The organism is Tolumonas auensis DSM 9187, assembly GCF_000023065.1.
Taxonomy (GTDB): domain Bacteria; phylum Pseudomonadota; class Gammaproteobacteria; order Enterobacterales; family Aeromonadaceae; genus Tolumonas; species Tolumonas auensis.
Genome location: NC_012691.1, coordinates 636,012 through 661,109, shown reverse-complemented (window position 1 = coordinate 661,109; position 25,098 = coordinate 636,012). Strand labels below are relative to the sequence as shown.

Sequence of the window (25,098 nt, the reverse complement as noted above, 5' to 3'; positions counted from 1 at the left end):
TCTCAGTGCGGGGCATCATGCTGACAGCACGGACTGTCTGACTGCGCCAGTTCATTGAGGATCGGACAATCCGGGTTGTCATCGCCCTGACAATGGCTGACCAGCGTTTCCAGCCCCGCCTTCATCTGGGTCAGTTCTGCAATTTTCTGCTCCAGTACAGCGATATGTTCCTGCGCCAGTTGTTTGACCTTACTGCTGGGTCGTTGTTCGTCATGCCATAACGAAAGTAACTCACCGATTTGCGGTAATGAAAAACCAAGCTCTCTGGCCTGCCGGATAAAGCGCAGTTGCTGCACATCCTGATCCCGGTAATGCCGGTATCCGGCTTCACTGCGGATTGCCGGCGGCAGCAGACCTAAACTTTCATAATGACGGATCATCTTAGCCGTCAGACCACTGCGTTTTGCCATCTCACCAATGGTCAGAAAAATTGCAGACATAACTATGACTCCCTGATAACTGCCCATGCCGGATGCCAGCGGGTCAGCCATAATGCATTCGTCACCACACTCACCGAACTGAATGCCATCGCAGCACCAGCCAGCATCGGATCCAGAAATCCCATCACCGCTAACGGTAATGCCACTAAATTGTAAATAAATGCCCAGAACAGATTTTGCCGGATCTTGCGGCTGGTCAGCCGGGCGATCATCAGCGCATCGGCGACGGCCCGCGGATCGTTACGCATCAGCGTCATGGCAGCACTGGCCATCGCGACATCGGTGCCGGAACCCATGGCGATACCGAGATCGGATTCCGCCAGTGCCGGCGCATCATTGATGCCATCACCGACCATTGCGACCGTAAACCCCTGCTTCTGCCAGCGGACAACCGCTTCGGCTTTCTGTTCCGGTAATACCTGTGCCGCCATCTCATCAATGCCAAGCAGACTGGCTATCTGCTGTACACTTTGCTGATTATCACCACTCAGCAGTGCGACCTTGATCCCTTGCTGCTGCAGCGTTTTGATGGCTGCTGCCGCTTCCGGTTTCGGTGGATCCTGAAAGGCAAACCAGGCCACCACCTGCTCCGCAGCGATCAGCCAGGAGACGGTACGCCCCTGCTGATACTGCTGTTCCGCACCGGCCTGCAATGCCGCATCCGGCGTGAGCTGACGCTGAATTAATCCCTGACCACCGACCAGCGCATAATCCAGATCCTGCCATTTCCCCTGCACACCAATACCGGCTACGGTACGGATTTCTGATAACAGCGGTAAAGCCAGCCCCTGATGCTCCGCGGCCTGCTGCAGCGCAATACCCAGCGGATGAGCACTCCCCTGTTGTAACGCCGCGGCGATCTGTAATGCCTGCTGTTCGCTGATACCGATCACCTGTTGCGCGCTTAATGCCGGATGCCCCTGTGTCAGCGTGCCGGTTTTATCAAACACCACCATGTTAATTTTTTCAGCTTTCTCCAACACTTCCGCATCCCGGATCAGAATACCGTGCCGGGCAGCAGTGCCGGTTCCCGCCATAATCGCCGCCGGTGTAGCCAAACCCAAAGCACACGGACAAGCGATGACCAATACAGAAACAGCATGAATTAAAGCCGCTTCACCTTGTCCGGTGAAAACATACCAGCCGGTAACAGTTAACAACGCCAGAACTAGCACCACCGGCACAAATACCGCACTGATTTGGTCAACTTTTTTCTGGATCGGCGGTTTTGCCATCTGCGCCTGTTCAACACGGGCGATGATCCGTGCCAGCAGGGTGTCCTCACCTAAGGCGGAAGTTCGCAGCCACAGCAAACCTTCACCGTTCATGGCACCGGTACTCACTTTGTCTCCGGCTTGCTTGCTGACCGGCAGACTCTCGCCCGTCAGTAATGATTCATCCAGATGGCTGGAACCTTCAATGATTTCACCATCCACCGGGATCCGTTCACCGGCCCGCACCCGGACCCGATCGCCCAGCCGGATCATCGCCAGCAATAACCATTGTTCCACGCCATCACGCTCGACCCAGGCCTGCTCCGGACGCAGCGCCTGCAATGCCCGGATGGCTTCGCTGGTCTGACGTTTGGCGCGCTGTTCCAGCCATTTGCCAAACCAGACCAGCGTGATCACTGTGGCAGACGATTCAAAATAGAGATGCGCGTGGTGAGCCTGCAACAGCCACTGATAGAGCGACAAGCCATAAGCCGCCGTGGTACCCAGCGCCACCAGTACATCCATATTACTGCTGCCAACCCGCAAGGCAGCCCAGGCTCCGCGGTAGAAACGCCAGCCCAGACCGAACTGCACGATCGACGCCAGCAAAAACTGCCAGAACACCGGCAGCAGGACTTGAGCGCCCCATAATCCGGCAATCATCGGCAGCAGCAGTGGTAAGGTGCAGAGTGCGCCAACGATCAGCCAGTCACGATCAGTATCGCGCTTCGGCTGCTCCGCCGCATTTGACGTGCTATCCGGAACAATACCTTCGTAACCGGCTTTGGCTATCGCCTGCAGCAGTTGCGTATCAGCCACATCAGGTAATACCTGAATCCGGGCTTTCTCACTGGCCAGATTAACCACGGCGGAAATCACACCGGGCTCCCGGTTTAATACTTTTTCCAGCCGCTGCTGACAGGCAGCACAATGCATTCCCTTGATCTGTAACGTCACGGTGCGTTGCGGCACCGTAAAGCCGGCTTTTTCCACTGCCGAAATGAATGCAGCCGGCGCTATTTTCGCGTCACTTTCTATCTGCGCCTTTTCACTGGCCAGATTCACACTGGCATGACTGACCCCCGCCACTTTGGATAACACCTTTTCCAGACGTGTCGCACAGGCGGCGCAGTACATCCCCTGAATCGGCAACATCAGCCGTTCTGTTTTCTGTCCAGTCATGATTCTGCTCTCACTTGGTTCGCTATAGTAATAGCTTCAGCCTTGACATCATGGCAAGGTCAAGGTGGATATTTAAACAATTTTTTTATTACGACCTCTTGACCTTCCAATAGAGGGAAGGTGCAAAGTAATGACAAAATCAGCGGAGGAAATACCTATGACAACACTGCACGTACCCGATATGACCTGCCAGCACTGCGTGGCGACTATCACTAAATTAGTTCAGCAGGCCGACCCGCAGGCACAGATCCAGATTGATTTAAGCCAGCATAGAGTGGCGGTGGAAGGAAAGCTGAACAACGCCGAGTTGATCAGCTTATTGGAAGATGCCGGTTATACCCCGGCTGAGCAATAGTCATATCCTGCCATAGTCTCAGGATGACATCCCCTCTTTCGGCAAGAGGGGATTGAAACAGCGCATCAGAGCTGGCGTGCAAACGCCTCCATCTCCGCCAGTTCGCGTTTCAGCTGATTCGCCAAAATCGGGAAACGGCGATAGGTTTTCGGATCGGCACTGTCAGCTTCAATATGGAAACTGGCCGCAATGCGTTCACGTTTCCACTGGTTGCGGCAATAAAGACCGAAGTAACGTTTGATCCATGCGACCAGTTGTTCCTTGGAATACATCTGCGCATATTCGCCACGCAGCAACACCTGCAGCACCCCTTTCGGCGTGACGTTCTGCGTCTGATTAATCCGGCGGATCGCATCCATCACCGGATACGGCATCAGGTCGGCTTCGTCAGTCTGTTCCACCGGGCGCAATTCTGCAGTCGGCGCCTGATTCACGATCGCTTCCATCGCCGCTAATGCCAGACGTGGCAAGTCCGGACTGTCCTGCAGCGGAATGCCCTGCTCCATGATGTAGCGGTTGATCTGCAGCACGCGGGATTTACTGACCCCGCCAATCGGTGACAGCACACCGGAGGTATCGCCATCCATGGTGCAGTAACCAACACTGGCTTCCGACAGGTTGGATGTGGCCATCAGCAGCTTGTTCTGCCGGTTGGCAATCAGCCAGATCCCCGGTGAACGCACCCGCGCCTGAATATTCTGCAGTGCCAGATCGTCGCGTTCCCAGGTCATCGGATCATCCGGTGTCAGATCGTTGACCAGCTTCAGATAACCGGCCACCAGCTCGGCAATCGACCAGTCATAGTGCAATGCACCCATCTCATCCGCCAGACCGGCAGCGGCATTACGGGTCACATTACCGCTATGCGCCGAACCCTGATAAACCGTGGTCAGCACATTTGGCATCACATCATCGTGGATCCACGCCAGCAGTGGCTTATCACCACGCAGAGCAACATTGATCCGGCCCTGCGCCAGCGTCTGAGCATACGCTTCCTCACCTAACGTCAGCACCGCCTGTACCTGCGCAAACCAGACCAGCGTACCGCACAGGGCGGAATCAGCACCGCCACTTAAGCTTAAGGCATAGCCGCTGGTGTAGGTTTTACGCTGCCAGTCCCACAGCCCCAGTGCAATGGCACGACAGGCAGCGGCATGCGGATCTTCATCGGCAAACGTCGTTTGTGGTGATAATGCGCGATGGTAATCTTCCTCTTGCCAGTCAAATGGCACAATCACAATACCGCGCTGTTCTGCCGGCTGCAGACGCTGACTGCTGATCATGCGTTGTGAACGGTTCAGGCCGATATCCACGGTTGCCGACTGCACCCGCCATGGCGCAAAACTTAAACGGTCTGAACTCATCACCAGCTCACCATTACTGGCGATCATCGCATCGCCGTCATACACCGCACGCCCGGCTTCACAGCCCAGCAGGTTGGTATAGACATACACAGCACCGTAAGCACGGGAACCTTCACAGACAAACTGACGGCGGACCTTCTGTTTACCCAGCGCGAAATGGCTGGCGGAAGGATTCATGATCACGTCGACCTGACGTTCATACAGACTGCGACCCGGCCGTGATGCGACCCAGGAGTCTTCACAGATCTCAAAGCCCAGACGAATGCCTTCGACTTCAAACACGATATCGCCGACCGGCACATGCTGACCGGCCAGTTCCAGCGTCATCACTTCACCTGCCGGCCAGGGCGTAAACCAGCGTGGTTCATAGTGAATACCATTACGCGCCAGATGCTGTTTACAGACCACACCGTGGACTTGATACTGACTCAGCAGCGCCACCGCATTAAAAACCTGTCCGCCGGTGATCAGTAACGGGAAACCGACTGCCACCATCATCGACGGCGGTAATGTCTCAGCCAGCTGACTCAGATAGGCCGGTACTCCCGACACCCAGTCAGCGGAAAAAAACATATCCTCGCAACCGTAACCGGTCAGAGCCAGCTCCGGTAACAAGAGTACATCGGCCTGCTGTTGTACCGCATCAGCGACGGCGGCGCGGATTAATGCCAGATTTCCGTCCAGATCTAACGGAGTCGTATTAATACTGGCGGTGGCGATTGTCAGTGTTTGACGCATGATTCGTTATACTCCCTGTCCGGCGCTGAGCAAGATATGCTCGCGAACGCCGGCATCAACTGCAAAGACTTCCATTAAGTAGGTCAGGAACGCCCGGTCATGGCACATCGTTTTACCGGGGCTATCAGAAATTTTCGCCACCGGTTGTCCGCCGAGACTGACCATTTTCATGACCACATTCAGTGGTTTGTTCACTTCAAAGTCGGCCATTAACCAGGTACCGATACCAAACGACGTTTGTATCCGGCCTTGAAAGTGCTTATAAATTTGTACTGCCCGGGCAAAATCGAGCCCGTCAGAGAACACCAGCGTTTTGCGGATAGGATCAACACGCAGTTCTTCCAGACGGCGGATGATTTTCTCACCCCAGACGATAGGATCGCCACTGTCATGACGAAAACCATCATACAGTTTGGCGAAATAGCGATCCAAATCGCGGCAAAAAGCATCGACACCAATCACATCGGTCAAAGCAACACCGAGATCGCCCCGGTATTCCCGCACCCAGTTTTCCAGCGCCGCCTTCTGACTGTCGACCAGACGGTAATTCAAGCCCTGATGTGTCTGCAACCATTCATGTGCCATGGTGCCCAGAAACGGCAGGTGGAGTTCCTGCGCCAGATGAATATTGCTGGTGCCGCCAAACTGTTGCGGTAACGCCTGTTTCAGCATATCAGTGACAATATACTGCGCCCGGTAGCTGAAACGACGACGGGTACCAAAATCAAAGAAACGGAAATCACTCAGGTCAACACTGTCACCGAATTGTTCCAACTGCTGAATTTTATGCCGGGTACTTTTGCGGATTTGCTCTTCATCCACTTCGGGATAAAGAGTCCTGTTGCGGATCTCGCTGACCGTTGCCATTACCGGAATTTCAAAGGGAGAGACATGCAGCTGCGGCCCCTGCACCTTGATTGCCAGACAGCCCTTTTCTATACCGACATTCAGTTGAGCCATGTTGAAACGGAACAGTCGCAGAAAAGCGAGGTAATCATCTTTCAGATAAGGTGCCCGGCTGCGCAGATAGGTGAGCTGATCTTCGGTCACACGCAGATCAGCCAGCGCAGCCAGTTGCTCGCGAATTTCAGCCACATAGGGCGTCAGATCTTCATCGGTACGACAGCGGAATTCCCAGACACCCTCGGCATTCGGTAACTGATGCAGATAGGCTTGTTGCATGGTGAGTTTATAAAAATCGGTGTCGATCAGGCTTTGAACACAGAGAGTGTCCGGCATACAGCAGCTCCCATTTTCACGCGGATTGAGCGCTTAAATACAATTTCAGTTCATCCGTACCGGTTATTTTCATTCTCAGCACGCAGAATTGGTTCCTTTAAGATACCAATGAGAGAAAAGGTATTGCAGAGGAACCAATATGTCAATTATTATTTCGGAGTAGCAAAACAAGTAAGGTTTACCGATGTCCCGAATCGCTGTGATGGGTTCCGCTTTTAATCCGCCTTCTCTGGGCCACAAAGATGTGGTCGAGCAAGCACTGACGCAGTGCGATCAGGTTTGGCTGGTGCCAGCCTTCCGTCACGCATGGGGAAAAAACATGGCGCCCTATGAATATCGCTGTCAGATGGTGAAACTCTTTACGCAGGATCTGGCGGATCCCCGTGTCAGCATGCACGCCATCGAACATAAAATTGCGACCGATAAACCGGTCTACAGCTTTGATCTGCTGGAAGCACTGCAAGCACAGCTCCGGCCGGAAGATCAGCTGTTTCTGGTGATCGGTCCGGATAACGCGGCCGCTTTTGACAAATTTTACCGGGCCGATGACATTCGCCACCGCTGGCAGCTACTGGTCGTGAAAGAGCGGGTTTCGGTGCGCAGCACCAAAATCCGGGCGGCATTACAGCATCACAAACCGGTTTCGGCCATGACCACGCCGGGCGTCGCCGCTTTTTTAGCAACACATCCTATGTACGGTGAAGCCAGCTCATGATCAGCACGATAGATACGGTATTGCTGCGGATTGCCGATAACGAACTGCAGGTTCTGCTCTGGCAACGGCCGCAGGATAGCCGGGCTTATCCCGATGCCTGGGCGCTGCCCGGCGGCTGGGTATCGGAAGAGCAGGATCAGACACTGGAACTGGCCACCTGCCGGATACTGGAACAGAAAGCGGGTCTGAAACCCGATTATATTGAACAGGTTGCCACGATAGGCAACAGAACACGCGATCCTGACGGCTGGTCAATGACGGTACTGCATCTGGCGTTGATCCGTTTCAGTTGTTCTGAATCCACGCAAACGAATACCCGCTGGATTTCGGTGGATGCGGTACGCAATAAAGCGCTGACGCTGGCATTTGATCATGCGGAACTGCTGGATAAAGCACTGGAACGGCTGAGCACCAAGGCCCGTTACAGTACGCTGCCGCTTTATCTGGCCGAACAGGAACTGAAACTGCCGGAATTACAGCGCATCTACGAGGTTGTACTGGGGAATCCGTTACATAAACGTGCTTTCCGCGAACGGATTTTAAGTGCGGAGGTACTGGAAGATACCGGCATCCGCATTCAGGGAAGAGGTTCCCCGGCGACTATTTACCGCTATCAGCCCGACTGCGCAGTGCGCCTGTTTGACCGGATGATGCAGGGCGCGATGGGCGAGTCGATCAGTGAATGAGCAGGCAAAAAAAATCCCGCCAGCCGGCGGGATTCAAGCAAACATAATTCGGCTTATGCCACAGTAATACGGGCAAATTTACGCTTACCGACCTGCCATACGGCAGTGCCAGCAGTGACCAGCAATTTACCATCTGCCACGACCTCACCATCACGCTTAACAGCATTCTGTTTGATCATACGCAGCGCTTCAGACGTGGTTTCCACCAGAGCCGCTTCTTTCAGCAGGTTACCGACAGCAATACCTTCAGCCGGTGCAGCTACGGTCACTTCCGGCATCTCATCCGGGATCGCATTTTTAGAAAAACGCTGCGTGAAATCGTTATGTGCCGCTTCTGCTGCCGCTTCATCGTGGTAACGGGCAATCAGTTCTTTCGCCAGCCAGATTTTCACATCACGCGGGTTCAGCTTGTTCGCGGCAATATCGGCTTTAAACTGAGTGATTTCCGCCAGTGGACGAGTAGACAGCAGCTCGTAGTAGCTCCACATCAGCTCATCCGAGATCGACATGATCTTACCGAACATATCGTTTGGTGCATCGTGCACGCCGATGTAGTTGCCGGACGATTTGGACATTTTCTTCACGCCATCCAGACCCACCAGCAGCGGCATCATCAGTACACACTGTGCCGGCTGACCTGCATCTTTCTGCAGCTCACGGCCCATCAGCAGGTTGAACTTCTGGTCAGTACCACCCAGTTCCACATCCGCTTTCAGAGCTACTGAATCATAGCCCTGCAACAATGGGTAAAGGAATTCGTGGATCGCGATTGACTGGCCATTGGCATAACGTTTTTTGAAATCATCACGTTCCAGCATACGGGCGACAGTCTGTTTCGCTGCCAGCTTGATCATGCCGGTCGCACCCAGCTCTTTCAGCCAGGTAGAGTTATATTCGATACGGGTACGGGCCGGATCCAGAATTTTGAACGCCTGCTCTGCGTAAGTCAGCGCATTGATTTTGATCGCTTCTTCCGACAACGGAGGACGGGTCGCATTTTTACCTGACGGGTCACCTACCAGCGCAGTGAAGTCACCGATCAACAGGATCACTTCATGTCCCAGATCCTGAAAAGTACGCAGCTTGTTCAGGATAACAGTATGCCCAAGGTGAATATCCGGTGCAGTCGGGTCCATCCCCAGTTTAATACGCAGTGGACGACCTTCCTTTAATTTCGCAATCAGCTCTTCTTCCACCAGGATTTCTTCAGCACCGCGCTTGATTTCAGCTAATGCGGTTTCCAACTCGGACATGCTATTACTCCAGATTATTTCAGCAAATTAGACACAGTTTACGAAATGGCTGCGCACATGAAAAGGAAGTAAACTGCTGGCAGTCGAATTCACAAGCGAAGATAACCGTTATGGCGCTTTATATTGGTCTGATGTCCGGCACCAGCATGGATGGAATTGATGCGGCATTGGTCGAGTTTTCCACTGAGAGTGACCAGCCAGATCTGGTGACAACGCATGCCCGTGCCTGGCCGGAAGATCTGGTGCAGCAACTGCACGCCATCTGCACGCCGGGTGAAAATGAAATCGACCGTATGGGCTGGCTGGATCAGCGGGTGGCGGAAGAGTTCGCCGCAGCAGTTGCTGATTTATTGCATCAGGCCGGCGTCAGCACCGATCAAATCTCTGCCATCGGTTCGCATGGTCAAACGATACGCCACCGGCCGGAATCCGGTTTTACCTTGCAGATTGGCAACGGTGCGCGACTGGCGGCCATCTCCGGTATTGATGTTGTTTGTGATTTCCGCATGAAGGATATTGCTCTCGGCGGACAAGGCGCCCCGCTGGTACCGGCATTTCATCAGGCCGTATTTGGTCAGGAAAACGAACCCCGTTTTATTCTCAATATCGGCGGCATCAGTAATGTGTCGGTGTTGCCCGGTCATGCCGAGCAGGTGTTTGGGTTTGATACCGGCCCCGGAAATACGCTGCTGGATGCCTGGTATCGTCAGCATCACAGCGGCAGTTATGATGCCGGTGGAGAATGGGCTACCAGCGGGCAGATACATCAACCGCTGCTGGCTGATCTGCTGAGCCACCCCTATTTCGCACTGCCGTATCCGAAAAGTACCGGCCGGGAAACCTTTACCTTCGGCTGGTTGTTGCAGCAACTGGCAACGTATCCGGACATTATTCCGGCAGACGTACAACGTACCCTGCTGGAATTTACGGCGCTCACCGTGCGCGATGCACTGCAACCACTGACGACACCAGCCAGTCTGTATCTCTGTGGTGGTGGTGCGCATAATCCCTTGTTATGCCAGCGTATCGCATCCTTAATGCCCGGCTGGCAGGTTGATTCAACACAGAAACTGGGCATGCACCCTGATTGGGTGGAAGCGATTGCTTTTGCCTGGCTGGCGCACTGCTTTTGTGAACGTCGTCCGGGAAACCTGCCTGCCGTGACAGGCGCCAGCAGAAAAGCCGTTCTGGGCGCGTTTTATCCGGCGAAATAACAAATAAACATAATCTATAACTATTTTCAGATGCACTATTGAGAGGCAATCAAACCTAAGCGTACAATGAGGCTCTGTGGTTTGTGATAGAATTCACAAGTCACAGATTATAAGTGACACTGGGAATATAATTCTATCTGAGGATACCAAGATGAAAAAAGCGCTGATCCTGGCTGGTTTGATTGCTGTAGCTCTGACTGCTTGTGGTAAAAAAGAAGAAGCTGCTGCTCCTGCACCAGCTGCACAACCAGCTGCTGAAGCACCAGCCGCTGCAGCTCCTGCTGCTGAAGCCGCTCCTGCTGCTACTTCAGAAGCTGCTGCTACTTCTGCTGCTGAAGCAACTAAGTAAGAAGTTATCTGATAAACCAGTCCGGCTCTCTGAGCCGGACTGGTTTATTCCAAACAAAGATCAGACAGAAAAACTTGAACCACAGCCGCACGTAGTCGTGGCATTCGGGTTAGTTACTGTAAAGCGCGAACCTTCCAGCCCGTCGATATAATCCACCACGCCGCCCACCAGATACTGCAAGCTCATACCATCCACCACCATGATGACACCGTCTTTTTCTACCACGGTATCACCCTCGTTGATCTTTTCATCAAAGGTAAAGCCATACTGAAAACCGGAACAACCACCACCCGTGATATAGACCCGCAGTTTCAGCTCCGGATTTTCCTCTTCGGTGATCAACGTTTTTACTTTCGCCGCCGCCGCATCGGTCATCTCAATGGGAAACTGCACTGCTACGTCACTCATAACTACCTCACTCGGCCTGCGGCCAAAAACGACTCTGTAAACTTATCGGTTAATTTAGCAAATTATGTAATACCTGACTAAACAGTTCAAGTATTACCCAACCCGCATCTCGCCATAATGTATCATCGGTAGATCTTTTCTGCTTTATCTGCTTTTGCGCTATAGTCGTTTGATTATTTCACAGTGAAATACGGACTGACATTTCATGGCTTACAGCACACAACGTTCCGAACAACTCTTTACTGCGGCACAACAATCGATCCCCGGCGGTGTCAACTCACCCGTTCGCGCCTTTAACGGCGTTGGCGGCACACCCCGTTTTATCGCTAAAGCAGACGGCGCATATCTATTCGATGTGGATGGTAATCGCTATATCGACTATGTCGGTTCATGGGGGCCGATGCTGTTAGGTCACAACCATCCGGCAATCAAAGCGGCGGTGCTGGCCGCCGTCGAAAATGGTTTAAGTTATGGCGCACCAACGGAAAGCGAAGTACTGATGGCCGAAATGATCCGTCAGATCATGCCGGATATGGAAATGGTCCGCATGGTGAACTCCGGTACGGAAGCCACCATGAGCGCAATTCGTCTGGCGCGTGGTTATACCGGTCGCGACAAGATCGTAAAATTTGAAGGCTGTTATCACGGCCATGCTGACTGTCTGCTGGTAAAAGCCGGTTCCGGCGCACTGACGCTGGGCCAGCCTAACTCTCCCGGTGTACCCGCTGATTTTGCCAAACATACCCTGACCTGTACCTATAATGATCTTGCCTCGGTTGAAGCAACCTTTGCCAGTTATGGCAGTGAGATCGCCTGTATCATCGTGGAGCCTGTCGCTGGCAACATGAACTGCATTCCGCCGGTTCCCGGTTTCCTTGAAGGTCTGCGCGCTATCTGCGATAAATATGGCGCACTGCTGATCATTGACGAAGTCATGACCGGCTTCCGGGTCAGCCTGCAGGGGGCTCAGGGTTACTACGGGATTACGCCGGATCTGACGACGCTGGGCAAGATCATCGGCGGCGGTATGCCGGTCGGTGCCTTCGGTGGCAAGAAAGAGATCATGGCCTATATCGCGCCGACTGGTCCGGTGTATCAGGCCGGGACGTTATCCGGTAATCCGGTGGCAATGGCGGCCGGTTTAGCCATGTTAAAAGCGATACAGCAGCCCGGTCTGTATGACACGCTGGCAGAGAAAACCAGACAAGTCGCTGAAGGTTTAAAAGCTGCAGCAGCAAAACAGGGTATTCCGCTGACGGTGAACTATGTCGGTGCCATGTTCGGTTTCTTCTTTACGGATGAGCCGGAAATCACCCGTTTTGAACAGGTCAGCCGCTGTGACATTGACGCATTCAGACGTTTCTACCATCTGATGCTGCAGGAAGGCGTTTATCTGGCCCCATCGGCTTATGAAGCCGGCTTTCTCTCGCTGGCACACAGCGAGGCGGATATTGCAGAAACGCTGGCTGCCGCAGAGCGTTGTTTTGCGCAGATGAAATAATATTTCACGCTGTATCAGCAATAAAGGCGTGGGCAACCACGTCTTTATTGTTCCGGATCACCACACCTGCCTGACCTTATAAATCCCGCCTAAAACCATATATTCGTGTTCACCATTTAATCCGCGCGGTAACAAGGTATCAAAACAGACTATTTTGCTCAGCGGGACCTGCAGTTCGACAACTTTCGGACCGAACCGGTAGGCCTCGTCCACATCACTGCTGCAGGAGCTGAGATTATTCAGCAATAAAACCGGCTGCTGTTCATGATAATAACGCGGAGCATCATTGCTGCCCCGGTACAACGTTAAATGCTGCTGCATCGGGTAAAGATGCGCCAGCTGATACTGACAAAAGCAATACAACAGATCCAGCTGCCCGGCCAGATCATTGGTTTGATAAGTCGCCCGGACACAAGCCCGCATATAGCGCAGATAAGCGTCTGAATCCTGAGGTGGAATCAGTTCGTGATGATAAATGGTTCTTAAGCCAAAGCGGGATTCGACCCACTGCCGCCAGGCGGCACCGGCATCACTGTCAGAATCAAACAGCCAGCCCAGCAACAGTTTCCGGTAATTACTCTGCGGACGGGGAACCGGATCGGCATCCGGACGAAGAGCAAGCCGGGCCTCAGGTAAACGAAAACGCACCGCCATGTAGTCGCTGAAAATACTCATCCGTTGCCGGGGATCGCGGCAGGCAACTAAGCGATCAAATAACTCCGGATAAAACGTTTCGATACCATCCAGTTGCAGTGAAACCGGATATTGCTGATAGGCCAGACTGGCCAGTACCGGTGCCGGAACATTGCAGCGATTGAGCGGTAGGGTCAGTTGTGCCAGTAAAGTGCGTTCTTCAGGTAATGGCGGCATCAGGCCACTCCGGTGTCAGTTCTTCACTCGCGGGTTGCAGGTGATAAAGACGCTCCGCCAGCGCACAGATCTCATCATGCCAGTAGAGATGCTGCAGCCAGTCTTTCCGGATCCCCCGATAACCGTAGTACGCCCCCGCCAGCTGCCCGGCGACAGCGGCCGTAGTGTCGGCATCATCACCAAGATTGGCAGCCGCCAGAATACAATCGGCATAACAATGCGTATGCCAGAAACACCATAATGCGGCCTCCAGGCTTTCCAGCACATAGCCGGTACCTTTCAGATCGCGGTAATTTTTATCCAGAAATTCAAACTGCTGTAATGTGGCAATTGCCTCAGTTTGTGGCGGATAAGACACATGCAACACACTTTCTTTATCCCCGCCCTGCAGCAGATTCAGCAGATGTGCCGACAGCCAGCCGCACGCATCCAGACAGAGCGGTGCCGCATGCGTGGTACGCGAGCTTTGTTTGGCAAAATGAATGGCCTGTTCAGGAGCTTGTAAATAAGCGATCGGGATCGGAGCCAGACGCATGATAGAACCATTGCCGGATGTCCAGCGGGCAGTCATCCCGGAGAACGGATTACCGCTTTTCTGAAAACGGCGCAGCGCACTGGAAACCGTCGTCCCGATATCAAAACAGTTGCCGATACTGCTGAGATAGCCGTTATCGTACCAGTCGCAATAGCGGTTCATCTGATCCGCTGCGTCAAATCCGCCACGATCCAGCAGACTGTGCGCCATGCAAAGCGCCATGGAGGTATCGTCTGTCCAATAACCTTTCTGCAGACAAAAATGACCGCCACCCACCATATCGGTCAGTGGCTTGAATGAACCTCTTGGCCTGAACTCCAGCGTGGTACCGACGGCATCACCAACGGCCAAGCCAACCAGACAACCCAGCGCACGATCTAATTCGCTGTTCATGCCATCCTCCGGTGTAACTCTCACTTAAGCCAAAGCTTATGCAAGGTTTAAACCATCGGAATAATAAAGCTGAGGGGGATTATCTGACACAACGAACAGATTCCCGTTGTATTAGTGCGGGCTCAAGCATAATAAGCCTTGGAGCATCATCCGCGCCCTGGATCCGATCCAGTAGAGTATCTACCGCCTGCCGGCAGAGATCTTCCTGCGGTTGATGAATGGTTGTCAGCGGCGGTGTCAGATAACGGGCCAGCTCAATATCATCGTAGCCGACAACGGACATATCCTGCGGCACCTGCAAGCCTGCCCGGTACAACGCCCGATAGACTCCGACAGCGGACACATCATTACCGGCAAAGACAGCAGTCGGCGGTTCCGCCAGCGCCAATAACTGATGCATGCCGGCGATTCCGCCGGCGAACTCAAAATCACCTTCAACGACATATTCCGGCCGGAATAAAATTCCCGCTTCTTCTAACGCGCGCCGGTAACCCTCCAGCCGGGATTGTGCCGGCAGCTTATCTAATGGTCCGGTGATAAGCCCTATCTTGCGATGCCCCTGTTCGAGCAGATGACGGGTAGCCAGATAGCCGCCCTGCGCGGAATTATCCTGAATGCGATCCACTTTGCTATCCAGTGGCCCCCAGTCCATCACGACAATCGGGATGGCCGGACGTTGGCCGAAAACTTCCGCAGAAGCAGAGTGAGATTCGGTGCACATCAGCAGCAGACCATCAATCCGCTTCTGCAGCAGCACTTCCAGATTGTGCCTTAGACGTTCGGGATCACCTTCCGTATTGCACAATACCAGGGTGTATCCCCGCTGATAGCAGATCCGTTCCACACCGGCGACCACTTCGGCAAAGAACGGGTTATTGGAGGTTGTGACTATCATGCCCAGTGTGCGGGTCTGATTCAGTTTCAGGCTGCGGGCTAACGCAGAAGGTGAATAGTTCAGTTCGGCCACCGCTTTCAGAATGCGCTCACGAATTTCGTCACTGACAAAACGCGTGTTGTTCACCACATGTGAAACCGTGGAGGTTGAAACACCCGCTAACCGGGCGACATCTTTCATGGTGGCCAAAATTGCTAACTCCTTGCTGCCAGAAACGCATCCACCTCAGATCTTACCGGAATCGAAGGTTGTGCGCCGGAACGGGTCACGGAAATCGCCGCAGCTGCATGCGCAAAACGAATCGCCTGGCGTAATGGCAACCCTTCCAGCTCTGCCGTGACCAAAGCGCCGTTAAAGGTATCGCCCGCCGCCGTGGTATCCAGCGCCTGTACCCGGAAACCAGGGATCAGTTCACCTTTGCCCTGTTCACTCACCCAAACCCCTCTGGCACCTAACGTAATTAACACCGTACTTATGCCATAGGTATGCAGGACATCCGCCGCTTTTTGTGCGTCCTGTTCGGTGTCAACGACCACGCCCGTCAGCGCCTGCGCTTCTGTTTCATTGGGGGTGATGACATCGACCAGCCGTAACAGTGATTCCGGTAATGCCTGGGCCGGAGCCGGATTCAGGATCACTTTTGTTCCCGCAATTCTTGCCGTCTGTGCGGCCGCTTCCACCGTGCTTAGCGGACTTTCCAGCTGCATCAGCAACACATCCGCATCAGCGATCAATGGCAGATGCGGTTGCAGGCGGGCGGGCGTTAGTTCTGCATTGGCACCGGCAGAAATACCGATGCAGTTTTCTCCATCCGCGGAAACCCAGATCATGGCAACGCCGGTGGTGGTGCCTTCTATCGCCATCACCGCCTGAGTATCAATACCGTCTGCCGCAAACTGCTCCCGCATGCGGGCACCGATATCATCACTGCCCACACAGGCAATGAAAGCAATATCGGCGCCAGTACGGCCAGCCGCGACGGCCTGATTCGCCCCCTTGCCGCCATAAGCAATGTGATAACCGCTTCCGACCAGCGTTTCACCTGGTTTCGGAAAGCGGGGTACAGATAATACGTGGTCGGCATTCACGCTGCCGAGAACGACCAGTTTTTTGCTCATCTTCTGCTCCGGCAAAAAAAAAGTACCCGCACAAAGGCGGGTACAGACTGACATTATTTAGAAATTACTTTCAGTGGTACCGGAATATTGGCCGGAACAGTCTCACCTTTCAGTACTTTATCGGCTGTTTCGACACCAATCGCACCAATCTGATCCGGTTGCTGCGCAATGGTTGCGGCCATCATGCCTTTCTCCACAGCTTTCATACCGTCATCGGTACCATCAAATCCGACCACCAGCACTTTATCTTTACCGGCAGCCTGCAGTGCACGAACAGCACCTAATGCCATTTCATCATTCTGGGCAAAGACAGCCTGCACATCCCCATTACCAGACAGCAGGTTTTCCATGACGTTCAGGCCTTTGGTGCGATCAAAATCTGCGGGTTGGCTGGCCAGGATGTCGAAACTATGCGCATCCGCAGCTTGTTTGAATCCGGCGCCACGATCACGGGCCGCCGAAGTTCCGGCAATCCCTTCCAGCTGGATAATTTTGGCTTTTTCACCCAGTTTAGTAGCAATGAAGTCACCCGCCATTTTACCGCCCGCGATATTATCGGAAGCGATATGGCTCACGACGGTGCCTTTATTAGCGCCACGATCCAGTGTCAAGACCGGCAATTTCGCTTTGTTCGCCATGGCAATCGCATTACCGACGGCATCCGAATCAGTCGGGTTAATCAGTAATATTTTCACCCCACGAACGGTTAAATCTTCCACATTAGCCAGCTCTTTGGCAGGGTCATTCTGAGAATCCAGTACCAGCAGGTCGTAACCCAGCTCTTTGGCCTTGGCTTCCGCACCGTCTTTCAGTGTCACAAAGAACGGGTTGTTCAGTGTGGAAACCACCAGTGCCATTGTATCTTTCGCCATCGCGGAGACGGATACTGAACTACTCAACACCACAGCAGAAACCAGAGTTGCTAACTTTTTCATATTCATAGCTTTTTCCTCGATTCAGGGGTTATTTACTGCTCTTGTGATCAATCAGTACTGCCAGCAGAATTACTGTCGCTTTGACAATCATCTGGTAGTAAGAAGAAACATCGAGCAGGTTCAGAGCATTGTTTAGAAAGCCGATAATGAAAGCACCGATCAGGGTTCCCGAGATCCGTCCTTTACCACCAGCGAGACTGGTACCGCCCAGAACAACGGCAGCGATAGCATCCAGTTCATAGCCTGTGCCGGCAGTGGGTTGTGCAGATGACAAACGGGAGGTCACGATGATCCCGGCCAGCGCAGACAAGAAACCACAAGCGGCATAGACAATGATTTTGATCCGGTCGACATTAATACCGGAGAGACTGGTCGCCGCTTCATTGCCGCCCAGGGCATAAATGTAGCGACCAATACGAGTATGATTCAGCAGATACCAGGCTGTCGCGAATACCACCACCATCAGCCAGACAGGAACCGGAATACCGAACAGATAGCCGGTACCAAACCAGGCAAAAGCATCGGATGCATCAGAGAAACCGGTGCTGATCGGACGACCATCGGTAAATACCAAAGTAGCGCCACGCAGCAAAGTCATAGTGACCAAAGTGGCAATAAATGCCTGCACCCGGCCTTTCGCGATGATCACACCACTGACCCCGCCGAGCAGTGCACCCGCCAGTAACACAACCGGTACGGTCACAAAGATCGGTAACTCGTGCCCCAGCATCGCAGCGGCAAATGCGCCACACAATGCCAGCACCGAGCCCACCGACAAATCAATACCGGCCGTCAGGATCACCAGCGTCATGCCGACCGCCATGATGGCGTTGACCGACGTCTGACGCAGAATATTCAGCAGGTTATCGACGGTAAAGAAGTTAGGGTTTAATGCGGAAACTACCGCGATCAGAATCAAAAGGGCAATCAGAGCTTTCTGTTCTAACCACCATTGTTTACTGAACCAGCGGGATGAATCAGAGTTAGATTTAGCGTTCATGGTTTGAGTACTCATGCTGCGTGTTGTCCTACCGTTTTACCAACGGCACAGGCCATCAGTCGTTCCTGGGTCGCTTCAGCGCGATCAAATTCACCACAAATTTTCCCTTCGTGCATCACCAGTATCCGATCACTCATGCCCAGCACTTCCGGCATTTCGGATGAGACCAGAATGATGCTTAAGCCTTCCTGCTTAAATTGATTGATCAGCTGGTAAATCTCTTTCTTGGCACCGACATCCACGCCACGGGTCGGTTCATCCAGAATCAGCACTTTTGGCCGGGTCATCAATCCGCGGGCAATCGCCACCTTCTGCTGATTACCACCGGATAACAGGCGGATCGGCTGCTGCATACCGGGAGTTTTGATATTGAACAGACGGATGAAATCATTCACCGCCTGTTGCTCAGCGGCATGTTTCAGCCCCCAGAACGAACTGAAATACTGCAGTGCCGGCAGTGTCATGTTTTCCTTCACCGACATCCCCAATACCAGCCCGTCCCCTTTGCGATCTTCGGAGATATAAACAATGCCGTTATCCAGTGCATCCTGCGTTGAACGGATACTCAGCGGTTCACCATCAAGAACCAGTTCCCCTTCGGTTTTGGCATACGCGCCATAAATCAGCTTCATCAGTTCGGTGCGTCCGGCCCCCATCAGACCGCAAACGCCCAGGATTTCACTGCTGTACAGCACGAAAGACGCTTCTTTTACACCGGCACCGGAGAACTCATTGACTTGCAGACGCAGTTCACCGTGCGGAATATTAAGGCGCGGATATTGTTCTTCCAGCCGGCGCCCCACCATCATTTCAATCAAGGCATCCTCATCCAGCGAAGCGACGGTACGCTCGGCAATGAACTGGCCATCACGCAGTACCGTGACATCATCACAGATCTCAAAAATCTCTTTCAGACGATGCGAGATATAAACAATGCCACGCCCTTCGGCTCTTAACTCTCTGATAACAGAGAATAATGCTTCCGTTTCGGTATCGGTCAGCGCATCAGTCGGTTCATCCATGATGATGACACGGGAGGAAAAACTGAGTGCTTTGGCGATTTCCACCATCTGCTGTGTGCCAATGGAAAGCTCACCCACCAGCTTGCGGCTGGAGTGTGGCACCTTCAGACGAGCCAGCAATTTATCGGCTTCGTCGTACATTTTTTTCCAGTCAATCCGGCCGAAAGGTGTAACAAATTCCCGGCCTAAAAAGATGTTTTCCGCAATGGTCAATCCGGGGATCAGATTTAATTCCTGATGAATAATACTGATCCCGGCTTCCTGTGACTGTTTCGGACCATTGAATGTGACTTCTTGATCCTGATAATTAATCGAACCAGCGTCCTTGCTGTAAATTCCGGTTAACACCTTCATCAGGGTCGATTTTCCGGCCCCGTTTTCTCCCAGCAAGGCCATGACACGGCCAGAGTAAACACTGAGTGAAGCACCGGATAACGCTTTCACCCCAGGGAATTGCTTATCGATGTTCTGCATTTGGAGCAAGGGCTGCATACTGCCTCCTAGAACACTACGCCAGAGACAAAAATCACATTCGCATAAGGTGTACATTCACCGGTACGCACGACAGCCTTGCTTAAATGTGTGATTTGTTTGAATTCTTCATGGCTGACATAGTCAAAAAGAATGGGTTTGCCTTGTGTTTCGGCAACATCATCCAGATGCGCCAGCAAGTCAGAATGTAAAGCCGGACTCACCTCAGCGAACTCTTGTGCCATGATCACCCGTTCGATCTGCATCTCTTCCGTTACGGCCTGTACCACATCCATAAAATGCGGAATACCCCGGCTTACCGCCAGATCAATCCGTTCCGGTGCCGCAGGGATCGGTAATCCGGCATCACAAACCACCAGTTGATCGGTATGCCCCATGGTGGCAATCACATGGGACAGTGGCGCATTCAGCAAAGCATGTTTTTTCATGATCTGGATTCTCCAGATAAGTTAACAAAAGAAAGAAAAGCAACGAGGTCATGTACTGCATAAACAGTCTTAGCCAGAACAAAATGCTTTTCCAGATCCCTCTCTTATAATTGTGATCACCATCGAAACGTTTCGATGGTTAAATTCAGGTGAATCGAGTTAGCAAAATGTAACCTCTATTTAAAGTGCAATAAAAAACAGGATGCGTGATATGACTCAGATGAAAAACAGGAAGAAATACATCACGTTAATGGTGTCAGGTGAGAATTGAAATGATGCCTGCCGCAGCGAACAGGCATCGGTAACGAGACAACTAATTTATACGGTTTGTTGCTGCAGAAATGCATCCACCTCCTGCCGATCCGGTACGGAGGGTTGTGCACCGGCACGGGTAACCGAAATTGCCGCTGCGGCATGGGCGAACCGGATCGCCTCGCGGATGGGTTTTCCTTCCAGCCAGCGGGTAACCAGCGCACCATTAAAGGTATCACCGGCAGCGGTCGTATCTACCGCTTTCACCTTGAATCCGGGGATAAGTTCCCCCACCCCATTCTCACTCAGCCAGACGCCCCGGGCACCCAATGTGATCAACACCACTTTGATGCCATACGCATGCAACTGATCCGCCGCGCGCTGAGCATCCAGCTCGGTATTCACCGCGACACCGGTTAATGCTTCGGCTTCAGTTTCATTTGGCGTGATCACATCCACCAGCTTCAGCAACGAAACCGGTAATGTCGCGGCTGGCGCCGGATTCAGCACCACCAGCGTACCATGCGCTTTGGCATGCCGCGCAGCCGCTTCAACCGCGGCTAGTGGTGTTTCAAGCTGCATCAGCAACATCTGCGCATCAGCAATAAGAGCAAGATGCGGTTCCACTCTGTCCACCGTTAACGCGGCGTTTGCACCGGCGGCAATGCCGATACAATTCTCCCCGCTATCGGCGACCCAGATCATAGCCACGCCAGTACTCATGCCCGGCACAGACATCACTGCCTGCGTATCAATACCATCAAAGGTAAATTGAGTCCGCATCCGCTGACCCAAATCATCATCACCCACGCAGGCAATAAAAGAGACATCCGCGCCGGAACGGCCGGCAGCAACCGCCTGGTTAGCACCTTTACCACCAAACACCACCTGATAATCCTGTCCTTTCAGGGTTTCACCGGGATGGGGAAAACGGGGAACAGAAAGAATATGATCCGCATTCACACTGCCAAGCACTACCAGCTTTTTATTCATGCCCGCTCCTTTTAAAACACCACGCCGGAAACGAAAATCACGTTGGCATACGCCGTACATTCACCGGTACGTACTACCGCACGGCTCAGATGCGTCATTTCCTTGAACTCATCATGACTGACATAGTCAAAACTGATCGCCCGCCCCTGCTCTTGCGCAAGATGTTCCAGATGTGCAACCAGCTCAATATGTAACGCCGGACTGGTTTCAGCAAACTCATGCGCCATGATCACCCGCTCTATCTGCATTTCAGCCGTCACCGCTTGCACGACATCCATAAATTTAGGCACGCCGCGGCTCACCGCCAGATCAATCCGCTCCGGTGCCGCCGGGATCGGTAATCCGGCATCACAAATCACCAGTTGATCGGTGTGCCCCATAGTGGCAATAACGTGAGATAACGGCGCATTCAGCAATACATGTTTTTTCATAAGAGAGTCCTTGCAAGAGAACAGCATTAAAAATCGGAGTCAGTTACTGAAGGGTGTAGCATTTGAAGCAGATTGGTTCTGTGATCATTCTCGAAGGGTTTTAAGAGGAATTCTTTTTCAATCAATAAACCGGAAACAGGATTAACGCGTAGAATCAAAAAATCGTATCACCAACAGAAATCAAGATGAATCAGGATAATCAGCCCCTTCTCAATGACTGGCAGCAACAACTGGAAAACTGGCTGGAACAACACCATACCGAAACTGATGGTGCCCATGATATTGCGCATTTTCGCCGGGTATGGAAAACAGCCCGTGCGTTAAATCAGACCGAAGGTTTGCCAGGTGATGAACTGGTATTGCTGGCAGCCGCGTATCTGCACGATATTGTCAGTCTGCCGAAAAACCATCCGGAACGGCATTTAAGTTCTCGTTTAGCGGCTCACGAAGCTTGTACCATTTTACAGGAGATGGATTTCCCGCAGGAAAAACTAATCGCAGTTGCTCATGCCATTGAGGCGCATAGCTTTTCAGCGAATCTGCCGGCAGAAACAATAGAAGCAAAATTATTACAGGATGCGGATCGTATGGAAGCGTTAGGCGCTATCGGGCTGGCGCGGGTATTTTACACTTCCGGCCGGATGGAGCGGGAAATGTTTGATCCTTATGACCCATTAGCAAAGCACCGGCCATTAGATGATCTGCAATACGCGCTCGATCATTTCTTTGTGAAACTTTATAAAGTTGCAGATAGCATGCAAACAGCTGCCGGACTAGAAATGGCTAAAAAACGCAGGAAATATCTGGAAGGTTATGTGAAGCAATTATTACGTGAACTTTAATTTTTCCAATAAAAAAACCTGCCGCAGCAGGTTTTTTTGTGACGTAAAAATATTACGTCAGTATCAGTTAGCGAACAGTTACGTTCACAGCTGATGGGCCGCGTTGACCTTCTTCGATATCGAAAGATACCGCTTGGCCTTCAGCCAGGGTTTTGAAACCGGTAGAAGCGATAGCTGAGAAGTGAACGAACACGTCTTTGCCACCGTTGTCCTGAGACAGGAAGCCAAAACCTTTAGTTTCGTTGAACCACTTAACTGAACCGTTAACTTTAGACATAACATTTTCCTAAGAAATAAATTTTTGTGCCACAAAGGCAATAATGGCCGGATTTATCTATCGATACTTATGGGGCACTGAGAAAATATTATTACAACGGCACAATCGGTAAGAATTGGCAGGGGTCTTAACTTCAATCAAAATGTCTTTCATAAATAGGTCTGATGTACAGGCCGAGGAAGATTAGACCACACGCAGTTATTAATAGCGAGTTAATTCGCAAAATATTTTTATATCGCTGAAAAAAGATAAATAAACGCCATCCAAAAAGAAAAAGCCCGTACACCAAATGATGTACAGGCTTTGATTTTATTAGATTTTTTACGCTTTAGGTGCAGAGGAACGGATCAGGTAATCAAACGCGCCTAAAGACGCTTTGGCACCCTCACCCATCGCAATGATGATTTGTTTGAAAGGCACAATAGTCGCGTCACCTGCAGCAAATACCCCTTCCATCGACGTATTGCCATGTGCGCCAACAATGATCTCACCACGATTACTCAGTTCAACTTCACTGCCTTTCAGCCAGTCGGTATTAGGCAGCAGGCCGATTTGAACAAAAATACCTTCCAGGTCGATTTTGTGACCTTCATTGGTTGCTCTGTCAGTGTAAGTTAACCCGGTCACCTTGTTACCATCACCCAGCACTTCCGTAGATAATGCTTCAGTAATAATAGTGACGTTCGGCAGACTGCGCAGTTTGCTCTGTAATACCGCATCAGCACGCAACTTGCTGTCAAACTCCAGCAAGGTGACATGAGCTACGATACCGGCCAGATCGATAGCCGCTTCAACACCGGAGTTACCACCACCGATAACCGCAACGCGTTTCCCTTTAAACAGCGGACCATCACAGTGCGGACAGTAGGCCACACCTTTGGTGCGGTACTCTTGCTCACCTGGTACATTCATTTCGCGCCAGCGGGCGCCGGTTGCCAGAATAACGGATTTACTCTTCAGTACGGCGCCACTTTGCAGTTTGACTTCAACATACTCCGGCCCACGAACCAGCTCGGCAGCACGCTGCAGATTCATGATATCCACGTCATATTCTTTAACGTGTTGCTCCAGCGCCATGGCCAGTTTAGGACCTTCGGTTTCTTTCACAGAAATGAAGTTTTCGATACTCATGGTATCCAGCACCTGACCGCCGAAACGTTCAGCAACCACACCGGTACGGATACCTTTACGGGCCGCATAGATCGCAGCAGCCGCGCCAGCCGGACCACCACCGACGACCAGAACATCAAACGGCGTTTTTTCATTCAGTTTTGCCGCCGCACGCGCTGACGAACCGGTGTCTAACTTGGCGACAATCTCTTCCAGGCCCATACGTCCCTGGCCAAAGACTTCGCCATTCAGATAGACAGTTGGTACAGCCATGATCTGACGTGCATTCACCTCATCCTGAAACAGGGAGCCATCGATCATCACATGACGAATTTTGGGGTTAACTACTGACATCAGATTCAATGCCTGAACGACATCCGGGCAGTTCTGACAGGTCAGCGAAATATAGGTTTCAAAGTTGTATTCGCCCGGCAAATTGCGGATCTGCTCCAGCAATTCGGCATCTGCTTTCGGCGGATGGCCACCGACTTGCAGTAACGCCAGTACCAGCGATGTAAATTCGTGTCCCATCGGCAAACCGGCAAAGGCAACGCCCATATCAGCACCCACACGGTTTATGGCAAAAGAAGGCTTGCGTGTGGTTGGGTCATCGGATTGACGAAGAGAAATCTTGTCGGATTGTTCAACAATATCATTTAAGAGCGATTGCAACTCGCGAGATGAATCACTGTCATCGGTTGACGCGATGATCTCGATGGGATGAGTCACATTGGCCAGATAGCCTTTTAATTGAGTTTTTACATTTGCGTCTAACATAATGAGTCTCGTCTCGTGAATGAATGCAGAGAAAAAAATGCCGGGCGAACCCGGCAATTTTTGACGCAGG

At 52.2% G+C, this 25,098-nt stretch carries 25 protein-coding genes; 7 read left to right on the top strand and 18 right to left on the bottom strand.

Annotated elements, in window-relative coordinates; genetic code table 11:
• Positions 1 to 2: 2 nt before the first annotated feature.
• A complete protein-coding gene (cueR, locus tag TOLA_RS03045) occupies positions 3 to 440 on the bottom strand; it encodes a Cu(I)-responsive transcriptional regulator (protein ID WP_012728818.1) in 438 nt (145 codons plus the stop codon).
• A gap of 2 nt (positions 441 to 442) precedes the next feature.
• The gene (locus tag TOLA_RS03040) at positions 443 to 2,836 is read right to left on the bottom strand and encodes a heavy metal translocating P-type ATPase (protein ID WP_012728817.1); all 2,394 of its coding nucleotides are present in this window, start codon (positions 2,834 to 2,836) and stop codon (positions 443 to 445) included.
• A gap of 157 nt (positions 2,837 to 2,993) precedes the next feature.
• Between TOLA_RS03040 and TOLA_RS03035 the strand changes: the two genes are divergently transcribed.
• Complete coding sequence (locus TOLA_RS03035) at positions 2,994 to 3,191, top strand: heavy-metal-associated domain-containing protein (RefSeq protein WP_012728816.1); 198 nt, start codon at positions 2,994 to 2,996, stop codon at positions 3,189 to 3,191.
• A 65-nt stretch (positions 3,192 to 3,256) separates the two neighbouring features.
• Here TOLA_RS03035 and nadE read toward each other — a convergent pair whose 3' ends face one another.
• Positions 3,257 to 5,293, bottom strand: a complete 2,037-nt coding sequence (nadE, locus tag TOLA_RS03030) for an NAD(+) synthase (RefSeq protein ID WP_012728815.1) — start codon at positions 5,291 to 5,293, stop codon at positions 3,257 to 3,259.
• A 6-nt stretch (positions 5,294 to 5,299) separates the two neighbouring features.
• Positions 5,300 to 6,532 carry a nicotinate phosphoribosyltransferase gene (pncB, locus tag TOLA_RS03025; protein WP_012728814.1) on the bottom strand — a complete coding sequence of 411 codons (1,233 nt, stop codon included), beginning with the start codon at positions 6,530 to 6,532 and terminating at the stop codon, positions 5,300 to 5,302.
• A gap of 184 nt (positions 6,533 to 6,716) precedes the next feature.
• Here pncB and TOLA_RS03020 point away from each other — a divergent pair, with 184 nt between their 5' ends.
• A complete protein-coding gene (locus tag TOLA_RS03020) occupies positions 6,717 to 7,247 on the top strand; it encodes a nicotinate-nicotinamide nucleotide adenylyltransferase (protein WP_012728813.1) in 531 nt (176 codons plus the stop codon).
• Positions 7,244 to 7,933 carry an NUDIX hydrolase gene (locus TOLA_RS03015; RefSeq protein ID WP_012728812.1) on the top strand — a complete coding sequence of 230 codons (690 nt, stop codon included), beginning with the start codon at positions 7,244 to 7,246 and terminating at the stop codon, positions 7,931 to 7,933. Before TOLA_RS03020 ends, TOLA_RS03015 begins: the two co-directional genes overlap by 4 nt.
• Positions 7,934 to 7,986: 53 nt before the next feature.
• Here TOLA_RS03015 and tyrS read toward each other — a convergent pair whose 3' ends face one another.
• The gene (gene tyrS, locus TOLA_RS03010; RefSeq protein WP_012728811.1) at positions 7,987 to 9,186 is read right to left on the bottom strand and encodes a tyrosine--tRNA ligase; all 1,200 of its coding nucleotides are present in this window, start codon (positions 9,184 to 9,186) and stop codon (positions 7,987 to 7,989) included.
• Positions 9,187 to 9,296: 110 nt separating this feature from the next.
• Between tyrS and TOLA_RS03005 the strand changes: the two genes are divergently transcribed.
• Both TOLA_RS03005 and TOLA_RS03000 read left to right on the top strand, forming a co-directional pair.
• Positions 9,297 to 10,400 (top strand): anhydro-N-acetylmuramic acid kinase, encoded by a 1,104-nt coding sequence (locus tag TOLA_RS03005; RefSeq protein ID WP_012728810.1) that lies wholly within the window; start codon positions 9,297 to 9,299, stop codon positions 10,398 to 10,400.
• A 151-nt stretch (positions 10,401 to 10,551) separates the two neighbouring features.
• Positions 10,552 to 10,749: a hypothetical protein gene (locus tag TOLA_RS03000; RefSeq protein ID WP_012728809.1), complete on the top strand. Its 198-nt coding sequence runs from the start codon at positions 10,552 to 10,554 to the stop codon at positions 10,747 to 10,749.
• Between the two features lie 60 nt (positions 10,750 to 10,809).
• Here the strand turns inward: TOLA_RS03000 and erpA are convergent, their stop codons facing one another.
• A complete protein-coding gene (gene erpA, locus TOLA_RS02995; protein ID WP_012728808.1) occupies positions 10,810 to 11,157 on the bottom strand; it encodes an iron-sulfur cluster insertion protein ErpA in 348 nt (115 codons plus the stop codon).
• A 205-nt stretch (positions 11,158 to 11,362) separates the two neighbouring features.
• Between erpA and hemL the strand changes: the two genes are divergently transcribed.
• Positions 11,363 to 12,658 (top strand): glutamate-1-semialdehyde 2,1-aminomutase, encoded by a 1,296-nt coding sequence (gene hemL / locus TOLA_RS02990; protein WP_012728807.1) that lies wholly within the window; start codon positions 11,363 to 11,365, stop codon positions 12,656 to 12,658.
• A 57-nt stretch (positions 12,659 to 12,715) separates the two neighbouring features.
• On the opposite strand, the gene TOLA_RS02985 is transcribed toward hemL, so the two are convergent.
• The 10 genes from TOLA_RS02985 to rbsD (TOLA_RS02940) all read right to left on the bottom strand — a co-directional run bounded on the left by TOLA_RS02985 (position 12,716) and on the right by rbsD (TOLA_RS02940) (position 22,022).
• Positions 12,716 to 13,528, bottom strand: a complete 813-nt coding sequence (locus tag TOLA_RS02985; RefSeq protein WP_012728806.1) for an NAD(+)--dinitrogen-reductase ADP-D-ribosyltransferase — start codon at positions 13,526 to 13,528, stop codon at positions 12,716 to 12,718.
• Positions 13,512 to 14,456, bottom strand: a complete 945-nt coding sequence (locus TOLA_RS02980; RefSeq protein WP_012728805.1) for an ADP-ribosylglycohydrolase family protein — start codon at positions 14,454 to 14,456, stop codon at positions 13,512 to 13,514. The genes TOLA_RS02985 and TOLA_RS02980 overlap by 17 nt, the downstream gene beginning before the upstream one ends.
• Positions 14,457 to 14,535: 79 nt before the next feature.
• Positions 14,536 to 15,540 (bottom strand): substrate-binding domain-containing protein, encoded by a 1,005-nt coding sequence (locus tag TOLA_RS02975; protein WP_012728804.1) that lies wholly within the window; start codon positions 15,538 to 15,540, stop codon positions 14,536 to 14,538.
• A 5-nt stretch (positions 15,541 to 15,545) separates the two neighbouring features.
• Positions 15,546 to 16,469, bottom strand: coding sequence for a ribokinase (rbsK, locus tag TOLA_RS02970; protein WP_012728803.1), 924 nt, complete (start codon positions 16,467 to 16,469; stop codon positions 15,546 to 15,548).
• Positions 16,470 to 16,522: 53 nt separating this feature from the next.
• A complete protein-coding gene (gene rbsB / locus TOLA_RS02965; protein ID WP_218916132.1) occupies positions 16,523 to 17,404 on the bottom strand; it encodes a ribose ABC transporter substrate-binding protein RbsB in 882 nt (293 codons plus the stop codon).
• Between the two features lie 28 nt (positions 17,405 to 17,432).
• Positions 17,433 to 18,419 carry a ribose ABC transporter permease gene (gene rbsC / locus TOLA_RS02960; RefSeq protein WP_012728801.1) on the bottom strand — a complete coding sequence of 329 codons (987 nt, stop codon included), beginning with the start codon at positions 18,417 to 18,419 and terminating at the stop codon, positions 17,433 to 17,435.
• The gene (gene rbsA / locus TOLA_RS02955) at positions 18,416 to 19,918 is read right to left on the bottom strand and encodes a ribose ABC transporter ATP-binding protein RbsA (RefSeq protein ID WP_012728800.1); all 1,503 of its coding nucleotides are present in this window, start codon (positions 19,916 to 19,918) and stop codon (positions 18,416 to 18,418) included. The genes rbsC and rbsA overlap by 4 nt, the downstream gene beginning before the upstream one ends.
• 8 nt (positions 19,919 to 19,926) lie before the next feature.
• Entirely contained in the window at positions 19,927 to 20,346 is a 420-nt protein-coding gene (gene rbsD, locus TOLA_RS02950; protein WP_012728799.1) for a D-ribose pyranase, read from the bottom strand.
• 318 nt (positions 20,347 to 20,664) lie between these two features.
• Entirely contained in the window at positions 20,665 to 21,591 is a 927-nt protein-coding gene (rbsK, locus tag TOLA_RS02945) for a ribokinase (protein WP_012728798.1), read from the bottom strand.
• A gap of 11 nt (positions 21,592 to 21,602) precedes the next feature.
• Positions 21,603 to 22,022 carry a D-ribose pyranase gene (rbsD, locus tag TOLA_RS02940; RefSeq protein WP_012728797.1) on the bottom strand — a complete coding sequence of 140 codons (420 nt, stop codon included), beginning with the start codon at positions 22,020 to 22,022 and terminating at the stop codon, positions 21,603 to 21,605.
• Positions 22,023 to 22,207: 185 nt separating this feature from the next.
• Here rbsD (TOLA_RS02940) and TOLA_RS02935 point away from each other — a divergent pair, with 185 nt between their 5' ends.
• Complete coding sequence (locus tag TOLA_RS02935; protein ID WP_012728796.1) at positions 22,208 to 22,864, top strand: phosphohydrolase; 657 nt, start codon at positions 22,208 to 22,210, stop codon at positions 22,862 to 22,864.
• A 67-nt stretch (positions 22,865 to 22,931) separates the two neighbouring features.
• On the opposite strand, the gene cspE is transcribed toward TOLA_RS02935, so the two are convergent.
• On the bottom strand, positions 22,932 to 23,141 hold the full coding sequence (gene cspE, locus TOLA_RS02930) for a transcription antiterminator/RNA stability regulator CspE (protein WP_012728795.1): 210 nt from the start codon (positions 23,139 to 23,141) through the stop codon (positions 22,932 to 22,934).
• A 321-nt stretch (positions 23,142 to 23,462) separates the two neighbouring features.
• The gene (gene ahpF, locus TOLA_RS02925) at positions 23,463 to 25,028 is read right to left on the bottom strand and encodes an alkyl hydroperoxide reductase subunit F (RefSeq protein WP_012728794.1); all 1,566 of its coding nucleotides are present in this window, start codon (positions 25,026 to 25,028) and stop codon (positions 23,463 to 23,465) included.
• Positions 25,029 to 25,098 lie beyond the last annotated feature (70 nt).

Bases quoted from the DNA above. Each gene is read 5' to 3' on its own strand.
- TOLA_RS03000 (WP_012728809.1), top strand. From the start codon at position 10,552: ATGAAAAAAGCGCTGATCCTGGCTGGTTTGATTGCTGTAGCTCTGACT.
- ahpF (WP_012728794.1), bottom strand. From the start codon at position 25,028: ATGTTAGACGCAAATGTAAAAACTCAATTAAAAGGCTATCTGGCCAAT.
- TOLA_RS03020 (WP_012728813.1), top strand. From the start codon at position 6,717: ATGTCCCGAATCGCTGTGATGGGTTCCGCTTTTAATCCGCCTTCTCTG.
- cspE (WP_012728795.1), bottom strand. From the start codon at position 23,141: ATGTCTAAAGTTAACGGTTCAGTTAAGTGGTTCAACGAAACTAAAGGT.
- nadE (WP_012728815.1), bottom strand. From the start codon at position 5,293: ATGCGTCAAACACTGACAATCGCCACCGCCAGTATTAATACGACTCCG.
- rbsD (WP_012728799.1), bottom strand. From the start codon at position 20,346: ATGAAAAAACATGCTTTGCTGAATGCGCCACTGTCCCATGTGATTGCC.
- rbsC (WP_012728801.1), bottom strand. From the start codon at position 18,419: ATGAGTACTCAAACCATGAACGCTAAATCTAACTCTGATTCATCCCGC.
- rbsK (WP_012728803.1), bottom strand. From the start codon at position 16,469: ATGAGCAAAAAACTGGTCGTTCTCGGCAGCGTGAATGCCGACCACGTA.
- rbsB (WP_218916132.1), bottom strand. From the start codon at position 17,404: ATGAAAAAGTTAGCAACTCTGGTTTCTGCTGTGGTGTTGAGTAGTTCA.
- cueR (WP_012728818.1), bottom strand. From the start codon at position 440: ATGTCTGCAATTTTTCTGACCATTGGTGAGATGGCAAAACGCAGTGGT.
- rbsK (WP_012728798.1), bottom strand. From the start codon at position 21,591: ATGAATAAAAAGCTGGTAGTGCTTGGCAGTGTGAATGCGGATCATATT.
- TOLA_RS03035 (WP_012728816.1), top strand. From the start codon at position 2,994: ATGACAACACTGCACGTACCCGATATGACCTGCCAGCACTGCGTGGCG.
- TOLA_RS02935 (WP_012728796.1), top strand. From the start codon at position 22,208: ATGAATCAGGATAATCAGCCCCTTCTCAATGACTGGCAGCAACAACTG.
- rbsD (WP_012728797.1), bottom strand. From the start codon at position 22,022: ATGAAAAAACATGTATTGCTGAATGCGCCGTTATCTCACGTTATTGCC.
- rbsA (WP_012728800.1), bottom strand. From the start codon at position 19,918: ATGCAGCCCTTGCTCCAAATGCAGAACATCGATAAGCAATTCCCTGGG.
- TOLA_RS02980 (WP_012728805.1), bottom strand. From the start codon at position 14,456: ATGAACAGCGAATTAGATCGTGCGCTGGGTTGTCTGGTTGGCTTGGCC.
- TOLA_RS02985 (WP_012728806.1), bottom strand. From the start codon at position 13,528: ATGCCGCCATTACCTGAAGAACGCACTTTACTGGCACAACTGACCCTA.
- tyrS (WP_012728811.1), bottom strand. From the start codon at position 9,186: ATGTCCGAGTTGGAAACCGCATTAGCTGAAATCAAGCGCGGTGCTGAA.
- TOLA_RS03015 (WP_012728812.1), top strand. From the start codon at position 7,244: ATGATCAGCACGATAGATACGGTATTGCTGCGGATTGCCGATAACGAA.
- TOLA_RS03040 (WP_012728817.1), bottom strand. From the start codon at position 2,836: ATGACTGGACAGAAAACAGAACGGCTGATGTTGCCGATTCAGGGGATG.
- pncB (WP_012728814.1), bottom strand. From the start codon at position 6,532: ATGCCGGACACTCTCTGTGTTCAAAGCCTGATCGACACCGATTTTTAT.
- hemL (WP_012728807.1), top strand. From the start codon at position 11,363: ATGGCTTACAGCACACAACGTTCCGAACAACTCTTTACTGCGGCACAA.
- erpA (WP_012728808.1), bottom strand. From the start codon at position 11,157: ATGAGTGACGTAGCAGTGCAGTTTCCCATTGAGATGACCGATGCGGCG.
- TOLA_RS03005 (WP_012728810.1), top strand. From the start codon at position 9,297: ATGGCGCTTTATATTGGTCTGATGTCCGGCACCAGCATGGATGGAATT.